At 55.6% G+C, this 15,540-nt stretch carries 15 protein-coding genes; 5 read left to right on the top strand and 10 right to left on the bottom strand.

The window, feature by feature from the left end; translation table 11 throughout:
• Positions 1-21 precede the first annotated feature (21 nt).
• From FEF65_RS10560 to FEF65_RS10525, 8 genes are all read right to left on the bottom strand, one after another.
• Positions 22-711, bottom strand: coding sequence for a hypothetical protein (locus FEF65_RS10560; protein WP_138239785.1), 690 nt, complete (start codon positions 709-711; stop codon positions 22-24).
• Positions 712-932: 221 nt separating this feature from the next.
• Entirely contained in the window at positions 933-1,598 is a 666-nt protein-coding gene (locus FEF65_RS10555; RefSeq protein ID WP_138239784.1) for a hypothetical protein, read from the bottom strand.
• 74 nt (positions 1,599-1,672) lie between these two features.
• A complete protein-coding gene (locus FEF65_RS10550; protein WP_138239783.1) occupies positions 1,673-2,779 on the bottom strand; it encodes an LptF/LptG family permease in 1,107 nt (368 codons plus the stop codon).
• On the bottom strand, positions 2,769-4,334 hold the full coding sequence (locus tag FEF65_RS10545) for a PHP domain-containing protein (RefSeq protein WP_138239782.1): 1,566 nt from the start codon (positions 4,332-4,334) through the stop codon (positions 2,769-2,771). The genes FEF65_RS10550 and FEF65_RS10545 overlap by 11 nt, the downstream gene beginning before the upstream one ends.
• Positions 4,331-4,966 carry a lysophospholipid acyltransferase family protein gene (locus FEF65_RS10540; RefSeq protein ID WP_170304444.1) on the bottom strand — a complete coding sequence of 212 codons (636 nt, stop codon included), beginning with the start codon at positions 4,964-4,966 and terminating at the stop codon, positions 4,331-4,333. Before FEF65_RS10540 ends, FEF65_RS10545 begins: the two co-directional genes overlap by 4 nt.
• Before the next feature lie 225 nt (positions 4,967-5,191).
• Entirely contained in the window at positions 5,192-6,568 is a 1,377-nt protein-coding gene (locus tag FEF65_RS10535) for a sensor histidine kinase (protein WP_138239781.1), read from the bottom strand.
• Positions 6,569-6,657: 89 nt separating this feature from the next.
• Positions 6,658-7,332 (bottom strand): winged helix-turn-helix domain-containing protein, encoded by a 675-nt coding sequence (locus FEF65_RS10530; protein ID WP_138239780.1) that lies wholly within the window; start codon positions 7,330-7,332, stop codon positions 6,658-6,660.
• Positions 7,333-7,395: 63 nt separating this feature from the next.
• Positions 7,396-8,682, bottom strand: coding sequence for a PAS domain S-box protein (locus tag FEF65_RS10525; protein WP_161595230.1), 1,287 nt, complete (start codon positions 8,680-8,682; stop codon positions 7,396-7,398).
• A gap of 175 nt (positions 8,683-8,857) precedes the next feature.
• On the opposite strand from FEF65_RS10525, the gene panB reads away from it, so the two are divergent.
• From panB to FEF65_RS10500, 5 genes are all read left to right on the top strand, one after another.
• Positions 8,858-9,646 carry a 3-methyl-2-oxobutanoate hydroxymethyltransferase gene (panB, locus tag FEF65_RS10520; RefSeq protein ID WP_138239778.1) on the top strand — a complete coding sequence of 263 codons (789 nt, stop codon included), beginning with the start codon at positions 8,858-8,860 and terminating at the stop codon, positions 9,644-9,646.
• Entirely contained in the window at positions 9,643-10,494 is an 852-nt protein-coding gene (gene panC / locus FEF65_RS10515) for a pantoate--beta-alanine ligase (protein ID WP_138239777.1), read from the top strand. Before panB ends, panC begins: the two co-directional genes overlap by 4 nt.
• Positions 10,491-10,868: an aspartate 1-decarboxylase gene (gene panD, locus FEF65_RS10510; RefSeq protein WP_138239776.1), complete on the top strand. Its 378-nt coding sequence runs from the start codon at positions 10,491-10,493 to the stop codon at positions 10,866-10,868. The genes panC and panD overlap by 4 nt, the downstream gene beginning before the upstream one ends.
• Positions 10,869-10,880: 12 nt before the next feature.
• The gene (locus FEF65_RS10505) at positions 10,881-12,491 is read left to right on the top strand and encodes an NAD(P)/FAD-dependent oxidoreductase (protein ID WP_138239775.1); all 1,611 of its coding nucleotides are present in this window, start codon (positions 10,881-10,883) and stop codon (positions 12,489-12,491) included.
• Positions 12,492-12,604: 113 nt separating this feature from the next.
• On the top strand, positions 12,605-13,204 hold the full coding sequence (locus FEF65_RS10500) for an HD-GYP domain-containing protein (protein ID WP_138239774.1): 600 nt from the start codon (positions 12,605-12,607) through the stop codon (positions 13,202-13,204).
• 54 nt (positions 13,205-13,258) lie between these two features.
• Here the strand turns inward: FEF65_RS10500 and ubiA are convergent, their stop codons facing one another.
• Positions 13,259-14,146 carry a 4-hydroxybenzoate octaprenyltransferase gene (gene ubiA / locus FEF65_RS10495; RefSeq protein ID WP_238701346.1) on the bottom strand — a complete coding sequence of 296 codons (888 nt, stop codon included), beginning with the start codon at positions 14,144-14,146 and terminating at the stop codon, positions 13,259-13,261.
• On the bottom strand, positions 14,136-15,512 hold the full coding sequence (locus FEF65_RS10490; protein ID WP_238701345.1) for a sodium/proline symporter: 1,377 nt from the start codon (positions 15,510-15,512) through the stop codon (positions 14,136-14,138). Before FEF65_RS10490 ends, ubiA begins: the two co-directional genes overlap by 11 nt.
• Positions 15,513-15,540: the final 28 nt, after the last annotated feature.

The raw sequence follows: 15,540 nt of genomic DNA, 5'->3' as shown, positions 1-15,540 counted from the left end.
ACGCCCCCTTTTTCCCGACCTTTAATCCATATGAAAATAGTGCTCGATCTGATCAACCCACTCCAGCTCCGAGCGTACCAGCACCATCATCTTCACCGCACTGCTTTCCGCCATCAAACCATGGATCACCGGATCAGCTTTGGCAACAAGCTGTGCCCCTTGCGGAGTGGTGTTCATCATGGCACTGATTTCCAGCCAGTTTGCTTGCAGATCGCGCTTTCTGGCGCGTTGCAAGGCTGTACGATTCGATGAGTCGGACGGATACTGGTTCAGCAGCAACAACTCGCGCCCGAGATAATCCATCCACGCAACATTTTTCTCATACGCATGCTCAGCCGGCATCGAGATGATCATCTGGGCGGTAAACTGATTGATGGCACTGGCCAGAGCAGGAAAATCATCCATCTCCTGCATCTCCAGCGCGACGATATCAAACCATGAGTTGAGCATGGCGATATTTCGCTCCTGCTCATCACTCAAATCTGTACGGGAGCGATTCAGGGTCGCCATGGAAGCTGCAAGCGCGTCAAACAAACGATTTAATTGCTGCATATCCTTGCCGGCAATCGCATCGAACATATCTTCCGCAGGGGACTCCATGCTTTTGATCGCCGAAAGCATATCTCGATCCGCAACCGGCGCTGCCCACAAAGGCGGTGACAGGGCCGCAGCCAGCCCGCATACCATCATCCATACTATCATTCTGATCATACCAGCTGCCTCCTGATTGCGCCTGCCTCCATCCGCCGGGAAAGAAACAGATCACGCTGAGGAGGTGCCGACTTTTGCCAGGGTGGCAATCAATCAGCATCTACCTGAGGTGGAAGGCTATCAGCACAACCTTGCCGGGAGTTGCCCTGAACATTGCCATATGATCATCTTGATCACAGCGCCCCATCGGGGAGAGCAGCCTTGTCTCGGGATAAGAAATACTACAGTGCTTTCTCCACCAGACCATTAAAGGCAAGCATCTTCCTGGCCAGCACTACCGTCTCAGCCGGAGACTTCGACGCCTTCATCGCTGCCACCAGGCTGTCCCCCTCCATCAACAACGGCTTGTTCTTGAAGTTTTTAATCAGCTCACTGCCGACCCGCTGCCACGTACTTTCCAGCGTCAGCAGGCGCAGATTCAATAAATCGGCATTGGCGACCGGATCCTCCAGCGTCAACAGCTCCATTTCCCGCGCCAGATAGGCAAGCCAGGCTACATCGCGCTGCATCAGCCCCGGGAAATGGGACGCCTGGATAATCATACCACTGAGCTGATTGGCTGCCACAGCCGCCTCAATCCACGACTTATCACCCGTCTCAATCGCAATCACACGCATCCATGAGTGAGCCATCAACAGCTCACGTGACCGTCGTTCATCCGCCGGGTTATTCAAAGCCTGCCGGTCCAGCAGATTCATTTCACGCGTCAGTTGCAAATAGAGTGCACGTGATGTGGCTTCATCCCGGGCCAGCAGGGCTCCGACAATCTGCTCGGCATGCTGCTCCATATCGGCCAGGGTCGCCGGCACATTATCGTCGGCCATCGACGGCTGAGTCGACAGCATCAGAGCCATCGCCAGTGCACAAACATATTGATAGCATTTCATCTGTATCACATCCTCCTGACAGCATCGATATCATCCCAGCCGATGCGCAGACAGCAACCACAGACAGTGTGCACTCAACCGGCCGGATTGACCAGCCGCATAAACAGCGCCGGTAGTCGATCCTCTTCCGCCCGTCGGCTCAGATACAGGCCGATCAGCAGCACCACACACTGTCCCAGCCACATCGTCCAGCCCGGGAATGTTCCCTGACTGACCTGCTGATGAAGCACCAGCTGCATATTATAAATGAGCAAAAGCAGAACAATACCGGCAATCATCGCGCCGGCTTTCCCCGATCGCTTGCGGGTCAATGAAAGAGGCAGCGCAAAGAAGAGCAGCACCAGCACTGTCGAGGGTAACAGCAGACGACGATTCCACTCCGCCACGGCTGCGGCATGATTATCACCGCTTTGCAGTTTATGCCAGAGTTCCGATACCGTCATCATCGTCACGTGGTCAAAAGAGTGAAGCACCCGCCGGGTCGCATCCGGTACAGGGATACTGACCTGATAGCGCTGAAAGGCCAGCATGCGCTGATCGGCTCCCTCGCCCTCCAGTCGCACCCCGTCACTCAGCTTCAACAGCAGATAGCTGGCCCCCATTTCAAATCGGGCCGAGCGGGCCGAGTAAATGACCGAGCTGCCATTGCGGTGATCTTCCAGAATCACGCCATGATAAACGCCCTGTTCATCCTCTCCATCCACATAAACGGAGACCCCGCCCAGTCCCTGGGTAAAACGCTGGGGGGCAAAACTGATGGAGCCCTGCATGGCATAAATTCTGGCAATAATATTATTAAACCCAAGCTGCCCCTCCGGCATCATCACCATGGAGATATAGGTCAACCCGCCCCAGAGCAATGCTGCTACCACAAAGAAGGCACGGAACATGCGCCGATAGGAGAGGCCGGATGCCCGTAAGGCATCCATTTCACTGTGCTGCTGCAGCCCTGATATTGTGTTTTGCAGGGATAAAAAGAACGCGGCCGGAACAATCTGAAGCAGAAAAAATGGCATCGTCAGCAGCAACAGGCTGGCAATCAGTGACCATGTTTCAGGATTATCCGAGTAGGCCCCCAGTAACTTCAGCGCACGCGCAACCAGCATCACGGCAAGGACAAAGAAAATACCGCCCATAAATGGCCCGATCCAGAGCCGTAACAGATAACGATCAATCGTCATCGGATCGACTCAGCTGCTGGCGCGAATGAGACGGTATCGCACTCCCGGTTTGGTCGGTAGCAGCCCTGTTACAAAATGCGATCACCCGCTCAATCAGCAACAACATCAAACCAGCAATCATACTCCACCAGCCGGTTTTATAATTCAGCGGTGACGAGAAAAGATACGGATAACTGTTCACAAGCATGGTGGCGCCATTGATCAACGCCAGCAGTCCTGCAATGACGATATACAACCGCAAGGCAAGTTGCGCCGGAGCATATCCCCGCTGGCGCCACAACTTCGTCATCGCTACCAGCAAGGCCGCCCACAACCACCAGGAGAGCAGTTGCCAGCCGGAAATCGTCTTTCCATATGAATAAACAGCAGTAAACGGTGCAACAACAAGCTCCTGCCAGCTCATCGGGTGCACAGGGTAGGCAACGGCCGGCACGATATCACGCGCATCATGCGCACGCAGTGCCGCAAGCGTAACCTGCTCGGGCGTTGATGGAGCAGAACCGGCTGGCGGATAAATCAGCGTCCATACGTTCAGCGCACCGGTCCAGCCATGCCAGTCATTGCAAGCCAGCAGTGCCACCCCGAAGCGCTGCTGTGCATTCAGCAAAGCCTGACGAACATCATCATGCAGGGGCGGGTGACCGAAGTTAATATACTCGAAACCATCGACACCGGCTTCAGCCAGAGCCGTTACATCGCTGGCATTCAGATGAAAGGCAACCGTAAAGATAATCCCATGATGGGCATGTACGGTGGCGATAAACTTATCGATATTCCACAAGTAGGGTGGCAGATACTTCGGGGCCATCGGCTGCCTTGTTCCCTTGCTCCAGGCCAATCCATTGGGCAGTGGCGTATTGCGCTCCATGCCAATGGCAATGAGATAAAAATTGCCCCCGTAATAGGCGGGAATTTCGATGCCGGCCAATGCCACGGCCAGATCCTCTCCCTTGCTGTAGTGGACTGAGTAGGGCCCCCATGGATTCACATGTTCGGTAAAGGCGACCAGATCATAGCCCCGCAACTTGTGCAAACGCATGTTTGCCTTTGCCGCGATCACCCCATCGTGGGAATAGATCGAATGGGTATGAAGATCAGCCACCACCACAGCCGGGTCATCCTTTACAATGGTCCAGTTCGGGAAATGGCTGGTCAGTGCGGTGCAGATATAAATCCCGTATAACATCAACGCAACACAGGCAGCCCTGATGCCTGACTTGACCGCCCCACCGGTTTGCTCTCCTCTCCTGCGCGCAGCCAGAAAGAAAAACAGTGATACTCCAACAACAATCCAGATCAGAAAAACAACAATTCCCGACTTATAATCCGGCAGCGTTTCAAGCAAATGAAAAAGTGCGGTAAACGGCTCAACAACGCTATCCCGGGCAGAAAAGGCAAGATGAAGCCCCTGCACAGGAAGATCCGTTCTCGGATCAACAGGGGCAAACACTCCTCTGCCAAAGACAAGAGAAATGAATGTTATCAGGGCAATCCATGCATAGAGGGCAATCATAGCGGGGGGAATATTGGCGGCACTTTTCCCATCCGTCTTCATATAAAATAGCTGTCGGCAATTTGACAGGTTGTATCCATTGCCGATTGCACGCGCACAAGGCTGCCACTATCGCTTGCATCCGATGCAATAAACAGGGGCTCCCCGAACACAAAAACCCCGCGTGTAAAAGGCTTTGGAATATAAAAGTGATCCCACGATGAGCTGATACGCCAGCTGCTGCGTGTTGCCCAAATCACCGGATAAATTTTCACACCGGATTTTTTTGCCAGCAGGACAATACCGGGCTTCACCTTTTCACGTGGACCTTTGGGACCATCCGGCGAGATGCCGATATCGGCCCCTTCATCCCTGCATTTTCGAATCATCTCAATCAGAGCCCTGCCACCACCTCGCGTCGAAGACCCCCGAATTGCCCTGAACCCCTGCAGCTGAAGCGTATCGGCAATAAAGCCGCCATCCCGATGCGTCGAAATCAGGGTATAGCCCTTGCAGCCTTTCAGGCCAACCCCCATCATCAGCAGACGTGAGTGCCAGAACGAAAATATGTGCTGATCCGATGTCCCCGGCCGGAAGCGCTCACCCACCACCTCCCAGCGGATCGTACTGCTCAGACAGTAGATTGCGATCCTGATCAGACGGGGAATCAACCAGGTTATCAATTGTAATTTCATATCGGCAACTCTCAAATAGATCCATATCGCCACACAACCATCCGCCAAAGAAGGAGAATCCAGTGGTCATACACATGCCCCCCTCGAAAGCCGTCATATAGGCAGTAAAGCCATCCAATCCGGCGATCCGGCCGGATTGTGGCGTCCGTCCCATGGCTCGCCCGGAATCGCTGACACATCAGCGATGCCTTAACCCTGACGGACAACAGGACACTTCATCAGGACTCACACAAGATGAGGGGCAGGAAGTCTTACCACAACCGTCGTGCCCTCTCCATAAACACTGGTAACCTCTATGCCGCCTCCGTGCGCACGGACAATGCTTTGTGCATAGCTTAAACCCAGCCCGTTACCAGGCGTACTTCGGCTGTGGTCGGCACGATAGAAGCGATCAAAAATATGCGGCAGTGCCTCATCCGAAATCCCGCTACCACTATCCCGGATCACCAGTTCGATCCAGCCATCGACGATGCCGGCCGCACAGGCAATCCTGCCGCCACGCGGTGTAAATTTAATGGCATTATCAAGCAGATTGGCAATCAACCGCTGTAATCGCCCTGCATCCCCGTCAATCAGCAATGGCTGCTCACCGGCAACAAGGGTCACATCAATCCCGGCATCCTCAGCCACAGGCAGAAACAGCTCACAGGCATCCTGCAACAAGCCGGAAAAATCGACCGTTTGCTTTTTCAATGTCGTCACACCTGAATCGGTCTGGGCAATTTCGAGCATCGTATTGATCATTGCGGACAGACGATCGCTCTCCTCGATAATCAGCGCCAGTGCCTCACCATCCGGCGCATACTCGCCCCGCGTCATCAATGCGCTTTCAGCCATACCACGAATACGGGCAACGGGCGTACGCAGATCATGGGCGATATGATCGCTGACATCGCGCATCTCCCCCAACAACCGCTGAATACGATCCAGCATCGTATTAAAACCATCCGCCAGCTCCACCAGTTCCCGACCATGTCGGTCCAGCACAAGACGATGGTCGAGATCGCCTTCGCCTATTTCCATGGCTGTGCGCCGTATCTGGTCCACGCCTGCCAGTACGTGCCGCACCTGCAACCAGCCGACCAGCATGCCGACCAGCACCAGCACCAGCAGTGACCAGACAAAAATCCTGATGATCTGGCGCAGCTGGGTATCATACGTCTGCAGTGACATACCGACCTGTATCCAGCCACCGTCATGACTGCGCAAGGCCAGCATCCGCGCCCGCTCACCACCATCGTTGATGATGATATCAAACCACTGCAATGCAGCGCCCTGCAGGTCGGGAAGCGGTAACGGATGCGTCCAGGTGCGCGGGTGATTCACCATCAGGGTGTTTCCCGCAGCATCGAGGTAACGGGCAAAAAACCTGTCTCCATCGTGAGACAGTGACTCACTGGCCACCTCTTCCCTCAAATCGCGGATACCACCGGTGCGATAGAGGTCGGAAAATTCGACGGCCGTGTCATGCAGCTCCTCACTCAGCGATGCCAGCAGCTGATTGGCCACCGTCTGATAGGCAATCACAAAAATCACCACAGCCATGCCGGCAAAAATCAGTGCATGCCAGAATGCCAGTCGGGAGCGAAGCGTCTGAAACATCAGCACCGGTTCATAACCGTTGCCATGGCATGAACCCGTTCAGAAACAGGCAACTGTCATTCCTCATCCTGATGGCACATCAGCAATGCCTAGCGCTCTTCCAGAACATAGCCGATACCGCGAATCGTATGAATCAGAGGTCGGTCAAACGGGCGGTCGACCTTGTCCCTTAATCTGGAAACCCGGGCCTCCACCACATTGGTCTGCGGATCAAAATTATAATCCCACACATGTTCCATAATCATAGTTTTGGAAACCACGCGACCGGCATGACGCAACAGATACTCCAGCAGTGCGAACTCTTTCGGCTGCAACTCAAGTTGCTGACCACAGCGCCAGGCCTTGCGCCGCTGGGGATCCAGGCGCAGCTCACCCACTTCGATACCAGCAGGCTCCATCATACCGGTAGAGCGACGGTAAAGCGCATAGATACGAGCCAGCAACTCTGAAAATGCAAACGGCTTGACCAGGTAATCATCACCACCGGCACGCAGACCGTGCACACGATCATCAACCGAGTTGCGCGCACTGAGCACCAGAATCGGCGTGGTAACCCCCCGCCCGCGCAATTCGCGAATCATCGAAATGCCATCCCTGTGCGGTAACATCAGATCAAAGACAAACAGGTCGTAGGGAGCCGCCAGTGCCTGATGCAGCCCGGATTCACCATCTGCCACATGATCGACACAGGCCCCCTCCTGCTGCAGCCCGCGAACAATAAACTGCGCCTGCCTGTGGTCATCCTCTACCAGTAAAATACGCATGCGGCCCATTGTGCCTGAAACAAGACGTTGATGCATGCTGAAAACCGGCCACCGGCGGGCCTGTCATCCGGAAGCGTGACCGTGACTCCCGCCCCGCGCCGCAGTAAAAGCACCCTTGCACTCGGGACACATGCCATGGCTGATATTGGCATCGGTATGCTCTTCAAGGTAAGTCTCGATTTTCACCCACTCGCCATGATCATCGCGAATCGTCTTACCGCACCATGCACAGAGGGGCACCACCCCACTGATAGTTTTAATCGTTTTCATCGCCTCATGCAGGGCCTGATTCTTCTTCGACAGCGCCGTGTTTGACTCCCTGAGCGCGGACTCGGCCTCTTTAAGCGCACCGATATCGGCAATGGCCGAAATAAAATAATCAGCCGAACCATCCGCCCGCCGCACCAGTGACACCGTCAGGTTCGCCGTCAGCACCGAGCTGTCTTTACGGATATAGCGTTTCTGTATCGAATAGCTGTCGCGCTCTCCGGCAAGTGTGCTGCGCAACAGTTGCAAATCGGCCTCTATATCCTCCGGATGCGCGAGATCCTGAAAGGCCAGCTGCAACAGCGCCTCATGCGTATATCCGAGCATATCACACAAGGCAGGATTGACCCGTAACCAGGCTCCGTCGACAGAAACATGAGCCAGACCAATGCCCGCATGGGCAAAGGTATTGCGAAACAGCTCCTCACTCTCCTCCAGACTATGGGCCATAGGAATCGTAATACGCCGGAATGCCCATGCTCCGAGCAGCACCAGCAACAGCCCTGTTATGGCGATTTCCTGCCCCGCCCGGATAAACGGCGCCCGGATCTCACGCATATCAATTTTTGCCACCACCCCGAGATTCAGCTCGGCCACCGGCTCAAAGGCTGCCAATACCTGCTCGCCGCGATAATCAGGCCCCACAATCGATCCTGATTTCCCCTGCAGAGCCTGCCGCATCGGAGCAGCCTCATGACCATACATGGGAACCGGATGCGGGTGACTCAGGTCATGATGACGATGACTAATCAGAAATACGATGTTGTCACCCTGACGCTGCGCCAGCGTGAATTCGCCTGTTTCTCCAAAACCGGGAAAGTTTTGATGCGCCTCCCTGATCTGGGAAAGCGTTGCCTCAAAAGCAGCATCGGGCCCTGAGTGCTGCAGATCAAAACGGGCAACCGCCTCTATCAACCTCGCCCGACTCTGCGCTGTATCGATCAGCCGTTTCTGTTCTTCCTGAAATGCAACCCGATATAACACGGCAATCGCTGTGGACAGCACAATCATCGCCACAGTCGCCATAATTAGAACAAGATAAAGCGTATGGACCGGATGGCTTATCTGCGGTTTATCATTCATAGTCAAAGCAGGGAGCATTTACAATGCCAACAACGAGGCAAAATAACCCTCCGGCGCTTATGTCCAAAGCCCGTTTGCCTGCAGCCATTTGCGTGCATGATGGCAAAAACCTAGCATGGCCCCATCCTGAAAGACGGTACCGCAGACAAAGCGGACCGAAGCAGAAAGGAATACGATGACCGAAAAGAGAGCCGTCACCGCTGCAACGCTGCAACGCGCCAGACTACGTGACGAAAAAACCGTATGGCTGACAGCCTATGACGCTGTTTCCGCCCGAATTGCCGAGGATGCCGGATGTGATGTACTGCTTGTCGGCGACTCTCTCGGCATGACATGCCTTGGCCTTGACTCCACCATCCCCGTCACCCTTGACCAGATGATTCATCATACAGCCGCAGTGGTACGCGGACGCCGACACGCCTGGGTCGTCTGTGACCTTCCCTTCGGCACCTATCAGCAGAGCCCTGAACAGGCATTTGCCAGCAGCGTACGCGTACTGCAACAGAGTGGTTGTGATGCTGTCAAAATAGAAGGCGGCACACATATCGCACCGACCATCGCTTTTCTTGCCGAGCGCGGTATCGCCGTGGTGGCCCATATCGGTCTGACTCCGCAATCGGTAAAAAAATTCGGTTCCTATGGCAAGCGCGGCAAGAGCGAAAGCGAACGGGCAGCACTGCTGCAGGATGCAAAGGCTGTCAGTGAAGCCGGCGCCATCTGCATGGTGGTTGAAAATATCCCGGCCGATCTGACCGCTGAAATTTCGGCCATGGTCGAGATTCCCGTTATCGGCATCGGTGCCGGTCCTGCCTGTCATGGCCAGGTACTGGTATTTCACGACCTGCTCGGCATTTCTGCCACCAATCCACCGTTTGCCCCGGCCTACAGCGACCTGCGCAGCATGATGAGTGCGGCAATCTCGCGCTGGGCCAGCGATGTAAAATCCGGAGTATTTCCTCAATGAGAGTCGCCCACAGTGCGGATGAAATCCGCCGCCAGCTGCAGTCGCTGCGCAAGAGCCAGAGCATTGCCTTTGTTCCGACCATGGGCTGCCTGCATGACGGACACCTTAGCCTGATCAGAAAAGCAAAGGCGCTGGCCGACATCGTGGTGGTCAGCATTTACGTCAACCCGCTGCAATTCGGTGCCAACGAGGATCTGGATAAATACCCGCGCACATTTGAAGCAGATGCCAAGCTGTGTGCCGAGGCCGGCGTCGACTTTATTTTTCATCCGTCCACGCTGTACGGCAAAAACGGACCGGCCATCACCCTGCAGGCTGCAGCCTCACTGTGCGATTGCCTGTGCGGTGCAAGTCGCCCCGGTCACTTCGATGGTGTCGTCACGGTCGTCAATATCCTGTTCAACATCGTCCAGCCGGACATTGCCGTATTCGGTGAAAAGGACTGGCAGCAGCTGACCGTCATTCGCCGCATGGTCAGTGACCTGCACATGCCTGTCGAGGTGGTTGCTGCTGAAACCATTCGTGAAAAGGATGGACTGGCGATGAGCAGCCGGAACCGCTACCTCACGGCCGATGATCGTACTGCCGCAATCGCCATTTCACAGGCGCTGCGCAGCATGCAGCGGCTGGCAGCCAGTGGGGAAAGCGATATTGATACCCTTAAGCAGGAGGCGCTGACGATCCTCGCAAACGCCGGTATCACCCCGGAATACCTCGATATCCGTCACCCCGCCTCACTGAAAAACCGTCGTAAACTGAACAGCCTGCGACCTGCACGCGCCTTTATCGCGGCAAGAGTCGGCACGGCCCGCCTGATTGATAATATGCCGCTGGAGCTTACACAATGAAACTGACCATGCTGAAGTCCAAGATACACAGGGTAACGGTCACGCATGCCGAACTCGACTACGAAGGCTCATGTGCCATCGACCGGGATCTGATGGACAAGGCCAACATCCTGCCGTTTGAGCAACTGCACATTTATAATGTGAACAATGGCGAGCGCTTTACCACCTACGCGATCACCGCTCCGCGCGGTTCCGGTACAATCGGCGTGAATGGTGCCGCAGCGCATAAAGCGAGCCCGGGCGATCTGCTGATCATCTGCACCTATGCCGAATTTGAAGCCAAAGAGGCTGAGTGTTTCAATCCGCAGCTGGTCTACGTCAATCGCAATAATGCGATCACCCACACCAGCCACGGCCACCTTGCGGCTGTCTGACCATAGCCGTCCGTGTTGTATCTGATCAGCAACGTCCGGGTTGAGCTTGATGAGCCTGAAAGCACGGTCAGTCAGCGCCTGCTCAGGCAGCTGAAGCTTCCTGCCCGTGCACTGCGCAGCTGTCGCTGTGCCAGACGCGCCATTGATGCACGCAAAAAAAGCAGTATCCACTTTGTCTGCAACTACGAAGTCGAACTGAATCAGCCGCTGAGCGAGCCCCTGCCCGCCCATGTACGATATATCGAGCACTCCTCGTTGCAACCGCAAACGGCAGCATTACAGACTGACAGCCACCGCAAACATGAGCATGTTGTGGTGATCGGCGCAGGCCCGGCCGGCCTGTTTGCCGCCCTTGCCCTGGCAGAAGCCGGCATCCGGGTCACCCTGCTTGAGCGAGGCCGGCCGGTGGAGACCCGGATGCGGGATATCGGTCGCCTGCGCTCACGCGGCGAGCTGAACCCGGAGAGCAATGTCTGCTTTGGTGAAGGCGGTGCCGGCACCTATACAGATGGCAAGCTCTATACGCGCATCAAGCATCCGTTCCTGCGCCAGGTATTGCATACATTTGTCCGCTTTGGCGGCTCGCCGGAGATTCTTGTCGATGCCCACCCCCATCTGGGAACGGATAAACTGGTGCGCATCGTGCGCAATATGCGTCATCACCTGATCGATCTCGGCGTCGATTATCGTTTTGAAACTCGGGTCGATGATCTATTGATTGCTGACGGTAACGTCACGGGGGTACGCACGGCACACGGTGAGGAGATAACTGCCAGCCATGTTGTACTGGCAACAGGCCACTCGGCCCGTGATACGTTTGAACGACTGCAACAACTGGGCATCCGCATGGAAGCCAAATCATTTGCCGTCGGTGTACGAGCTGAACACCCGCAGGCACTGATCGACAGCATCCAGTTCGGTTCAGGTGCTGCTCATCCGAAACTGGGAGCAGCCGAGTACAGCCTGACCTATCAGGCGGAGGACCGCCACCTTGGTCAGCGCGGCATCTACTCCTTTTGTATGTGTCCGGGTGGCCTGATCGTCCCCTCCCCGACCGAGGAAGGAGCCATGGCCGTCAACGGCATGAGCAATGCCAAGCGTGCCGGCCAATGGGCCAACTCAGGCATCGTGGTACAAATCACCCCGGAAGATCTTGAGCGCCATGGTATCCCGGCCCACCCGCTGATGGGCATTGCCTTTCAACGGCAGCTTGAGGTCGCCACATTCGAGGCTGCCGGTCACCGCTATGCCGCCCCCACCATGCGACTGACCGACTTTGTCGATGGCAAGGCAACCGGCACACTGGCTGCCACCCGCTTCAAACCTGAAGCTGTCGCGGCCGATCTGCATACAGTGCTGCCTGACTGGGTCGCCAAACCATTGGCGGAAGGATTTCGCGGCTTTGACCGCAAGATGCGCGGCTATCTCACCGATGAAGCCAATCTGTTCGGATCGGAGACTCGAACCAGCTCACCGGTCCGTATTGAACGCAATGAACAGATGCAGAGTATCAACACCGCAGGATTATATCCGGTTGGTGAAGGAGCCGGTTACGCCGGTGGCATCGTATCGGCCGCAGTGGATGGCATGAAGGCAGCCGCAGCCATCATCGGTCTGCATTAAAGCCCGTTCGTATGGCCGCAGTATTGCTTGCCCGATCTTCATTAACCATCATGAATTCGCTACAGTTGGCCAAGCTGATGGTGGCCATAACTAAAGACTTAAGGATATCGTAAATGGATCGGTTTGCCGGCAATCCGGACGAGAATGAGACCCTCTCCGCTCTTATCGGAGCTCTGCATGCCAGGGATGCCTATAACCGCGACCACGCATCCCGCACCAATCAGGTACTTTTTGTCACCAAGCTGCTCAAGCGTTTCAAGATCGAGCCTGAAGTACAACAGCAGATTCGCAATGCCACACTGATCCATGATATCGGCATGATCAGTGTGCCGGATCATATTCTGCTCAAACCCGGTCGCCTCAGCCTTGATGAGAGAACAGTGGTTGAACAGGCGCCACTGGTCGCAGCCAACATTCTCGAACATGTCAAATCACTGTCTGCAGAACGGGAGATGATCCTGCATCAGAGTGAATGGTGGGATGGCAATGGCTATCCGAACGGACTTAAGGGGCGCGACATACCGATCGGCTCACGCTTTATTGCCGTAGCCAAGGCGATCGATGCCATGACCCGTGACCGCGCCTACCGCCGTGCACGCCCCCTCTCCTATTGCCTGCAGGAGCTGCGCAATAATGGTGGCAAACAGTTTGATCCGACCATTGCCGAGGCGGCTGCAACACTGCTGTGCGCACGCGAAGGCCGCATGGGCTAACCAGGAACCGGCGCTGAGGCGCCACAGTAGCTGTCCCCCTCCGCCTGATCTCTCTTACCCCTGCAGAAAAAACGGATGCATATGATCGATGACAATGCCGCCGAAAATGACCGCTCCCAGATAATTATTATGCAAAAAGGCTTTGAAGCAGTGATCACGCTCGCGCCCGAAAATCAGACTCTGGTGATATAACGAGAGCAGTGCTGCCAGCAGCAATGCGGCATAGAAGAACAGCCCGGCAGAAAATGAAACACCGACCGCTGCCATCAACAGCACAAAGAAAAGCTGAAACAACCCGATCATATGACGATCCAGCGCTCCGAATAACACAGCCGTGGACTTCACACCGATCTTCAGATCATCATCCCGGTCAACCATGGCATACATCGTATCGTAGACCACCACCCAGCAGATATTGGCCAGAAACAACAGCCATGATGCCGCCGGGACATGGCCGGTCTGAGCCGCAAATGCCATCGGAATCGCCCAGCCAAAGGCGGCACCAAGAAAGACCTGCGGCCAGTAGGTATAGCGTTTCATGAACGGGTAAAGCGCAGCAAGAGCGACGGCAACACATGCAAGTTCGACCGTCAGCTGATTGGTCATCAAAACCAGCAGAAAAGAGACAAACGATAAAAATGCAAACAGTAACAGCGCCTCGATAGGCCTCACCTCACCGGCAGCCAGTGGCCGGCTTCTGGTCCGTTCGACAAAGCCATCGATATTGCGATCGGCATAGTCGTTGATCACGCAACCGGCCGAACGCATCAAAAATACGCCCAGCATAAAAACAAGCACGAGCTGACCATCCGGATGACCATCACCGGCCAGCCACAACGCCCACAGCGTCGGCCAGAGCAGCAACAGCGTACCAATGGGACGGTCAAGCCGCATCATACGGGCATAACTGTCGAGTCGTTGCTTCAATGGTTCATGGCTCACGGCAGGAGACTGTAGCGCTACGATGGTCGATCACCAAGACAGAAAATGCCAGCAGCAAAGCCTGCAACAACTCATACACCACACTGCCCAATCCGCTCCAGCGCCAGAGCAGTAACGTCACCACCCCGCTGCCCATCGCCAGCAGTGCCACCCGCTCGGATGGCTGCCAGCCCAGTGCCAGCACCAGCAATAGCGGTGCAAACGCAGCCGCCAGCAGCCCCCAGGCGATCAGCACCAGCGCAAATACACTCTGATTCCCCGACAGCGATAACAGCAGCGCCACGATCACAACAGCAACCGTAGCCAGTTTGGTCGCAGCATATCCCGGCTTGTGTGCGGGCAGAAGGTCACGTGTGAATGAGGCGGCACAGGAGAGAATGAGCGAATCGGCCGTTGACATGGTGGCGGCAAACAGGCCAGCCAGCATCAAGCCGACCAGCGGAGCCGGTAACAATTGCTGCGATAACAATGGCAGAGCCAGCTCCGCATCAAATGAACCCGCATCGGGCAACAGCAGACGCGCCATCAGCCCCACCGCAATCGTCGCCGCATAGAAAAGAGTGAACCACGTATAGTAATAAATTCGAAAACGGCCCAGGTTTTCAACCCGATCCAGCGCCATATAGCGAATCACAATATGCGGCTGGCCGGCGACACCGAAGCCTGCAGCAATCCAGCCACCGACAAACAGCAGCGCACCACTCCACCCCTGCCCCGGAAACCATTGCATATAGGTTGGTGAAACCGAGGCAAGTGCATCTGGGATGCTGGCGTCAGCACCTGCTGTCTGCACAGCCGCCATCATCAGTATCAGCATGGACCCCAGCATCACAAAGGACTGCGCGGCATCCGTCCAGATCGATGCACGGATACCGCCACTGTAACTGTACAGCAGCACAAGTCCGCCACCGATCAATGCACCGGTGGAAAGCGGCCAGTCGAACAACACCGACAGTGCCTTGCTACCGGCAGTCAACTGGGCTGCAGCATATGCACCGAGAAAAAGGATCGTCAGCACACCGGTGATCCGGCGCAGATGTATAAAGCCATGACCATGCCAGTCAGCCAGCAAGCCACCGAACGAATGGACGTTGCGCATTTCCGATACCTGGCGCAAGGGCTTCATGATGGTCAGCGAAGCCATCAAATCGCCGGCGATCCAGCCGATCATCAGCCAGACCGAAGAGAGACCTGTCGAATAGGTCATACCGATCATGCCGATGAACATATAGCCGCTGTTGTTGGTAGCCACCGCAGAAAGCCCGGCCAGCCATGCCGGCACACTGCGACCGGCGACGAGATAATCAGTCGTCGTCGCCTGCCGCCTTAACATCGAGGCCACACCAATCAGTGCGAAGATCAGCATGAAAGCAATAAAGCTTGTGACCGCCATT

The sequence above is a fragment of the Mariprofundus erugo genome (genome assembly GCF_005818865.1).
GTDB lineage: Bacteria > Pseudomonadota > Zetaproteobacteria > Mariprofundales > Mariprofundaceae > Mariprofundus > Mariprofundus erugo.
The sequence above is the reverse complement of the archived record's forward strand: the minus strand, read 5'-3'. Positions and strand labels throughout refer to the sequence as shown.

Coding starts and splice junctions, on each gene's coding strand:
- FEF65_RS10560 (WP_138239785.1), bottom strand. CDS start 711: ATGATCAGAATGATAGTATGGATGATGGTATGCGGGCTGGCTGCGGCC.
- FEF65_RS10555 (WP_138239784.1), bottom strand. CDS start 1,598: ATGAAATGCTATCAATATGTTTGTGCACTGGCGATGGCTCTGATGCTG.
- FEF65_RS10550 (WP_138239783.1), bottom strand. CDS start 2,779: ATGACGATTGATCGTTATCTGTTACGGCTCTGGATCGGGCCATTTATG.
- FEF65_RS10545 (WP_138239782.1), bottom strand. CDS start 4,334: ATGAAGACGGATGGGAAAAGTGCCGCCAATATTCCCCCCGCTATGATT.
- FEF65_RS10540 (WP_170304444.1), bottom strand. CDS start 4,966: ATGAAATTACAATTGATAACCTGGTTGATTCCCCGTCTGATCAGGATC.
- FEF65_RS10535 (WP_138239781.1), bottom strand. CDS start 6,568: ATGTTTCAGACGCTTCGCTCCCGACTGGCATTCTGGCATGCACTGATT.
- FEF65_RS10530 (WP_138239780.1), bottom strand. CDS start 7,332: ATGCGTATTTTACTGGTAGAGGATGACCACAGGCAGGCGCAGTTTATT.
- FEF65_RS10525 (WP_161595230.1), bottom strand. CDS start 8,682: ATGAATGATAAACCGCAGATAAGCCATCCGGTCCATACGCTTTATCTT.
- panB (WP_138239778.1), top strand. CDS start 8,858: ATGACCGAAAAGAGAGCCGTCACCGCTGCAACGCTGCAACGCGCCAGA.
- panC (WP_138239777.1), top strand. CDS start 9,643: ATGAGAGTCGCCCACAGTGCGGATGAAATCCGCCGCCAGCTGCAGTCG.
- panD (WP_138239776.1), top strand. CDS start 10,491: ATGAAACTGACCATGCTGAAGTCCAAGATACACAGGGTAACGGTCACG.
- FEF65_RS10500 (WP_138239774.1), top strand. CDS start 12,605: ATGGATCGGTTTGCCGGCAATCCGGACGAGAATGAGACCCTCTCCGCT.
- FEF65_RS10490 (WP_238701345.1), bottom strand. CDS start 15,512: ATGCTGATCTTCGCACTGATTGGTGTGGCCTCGATGTTAAGGCGGCAG.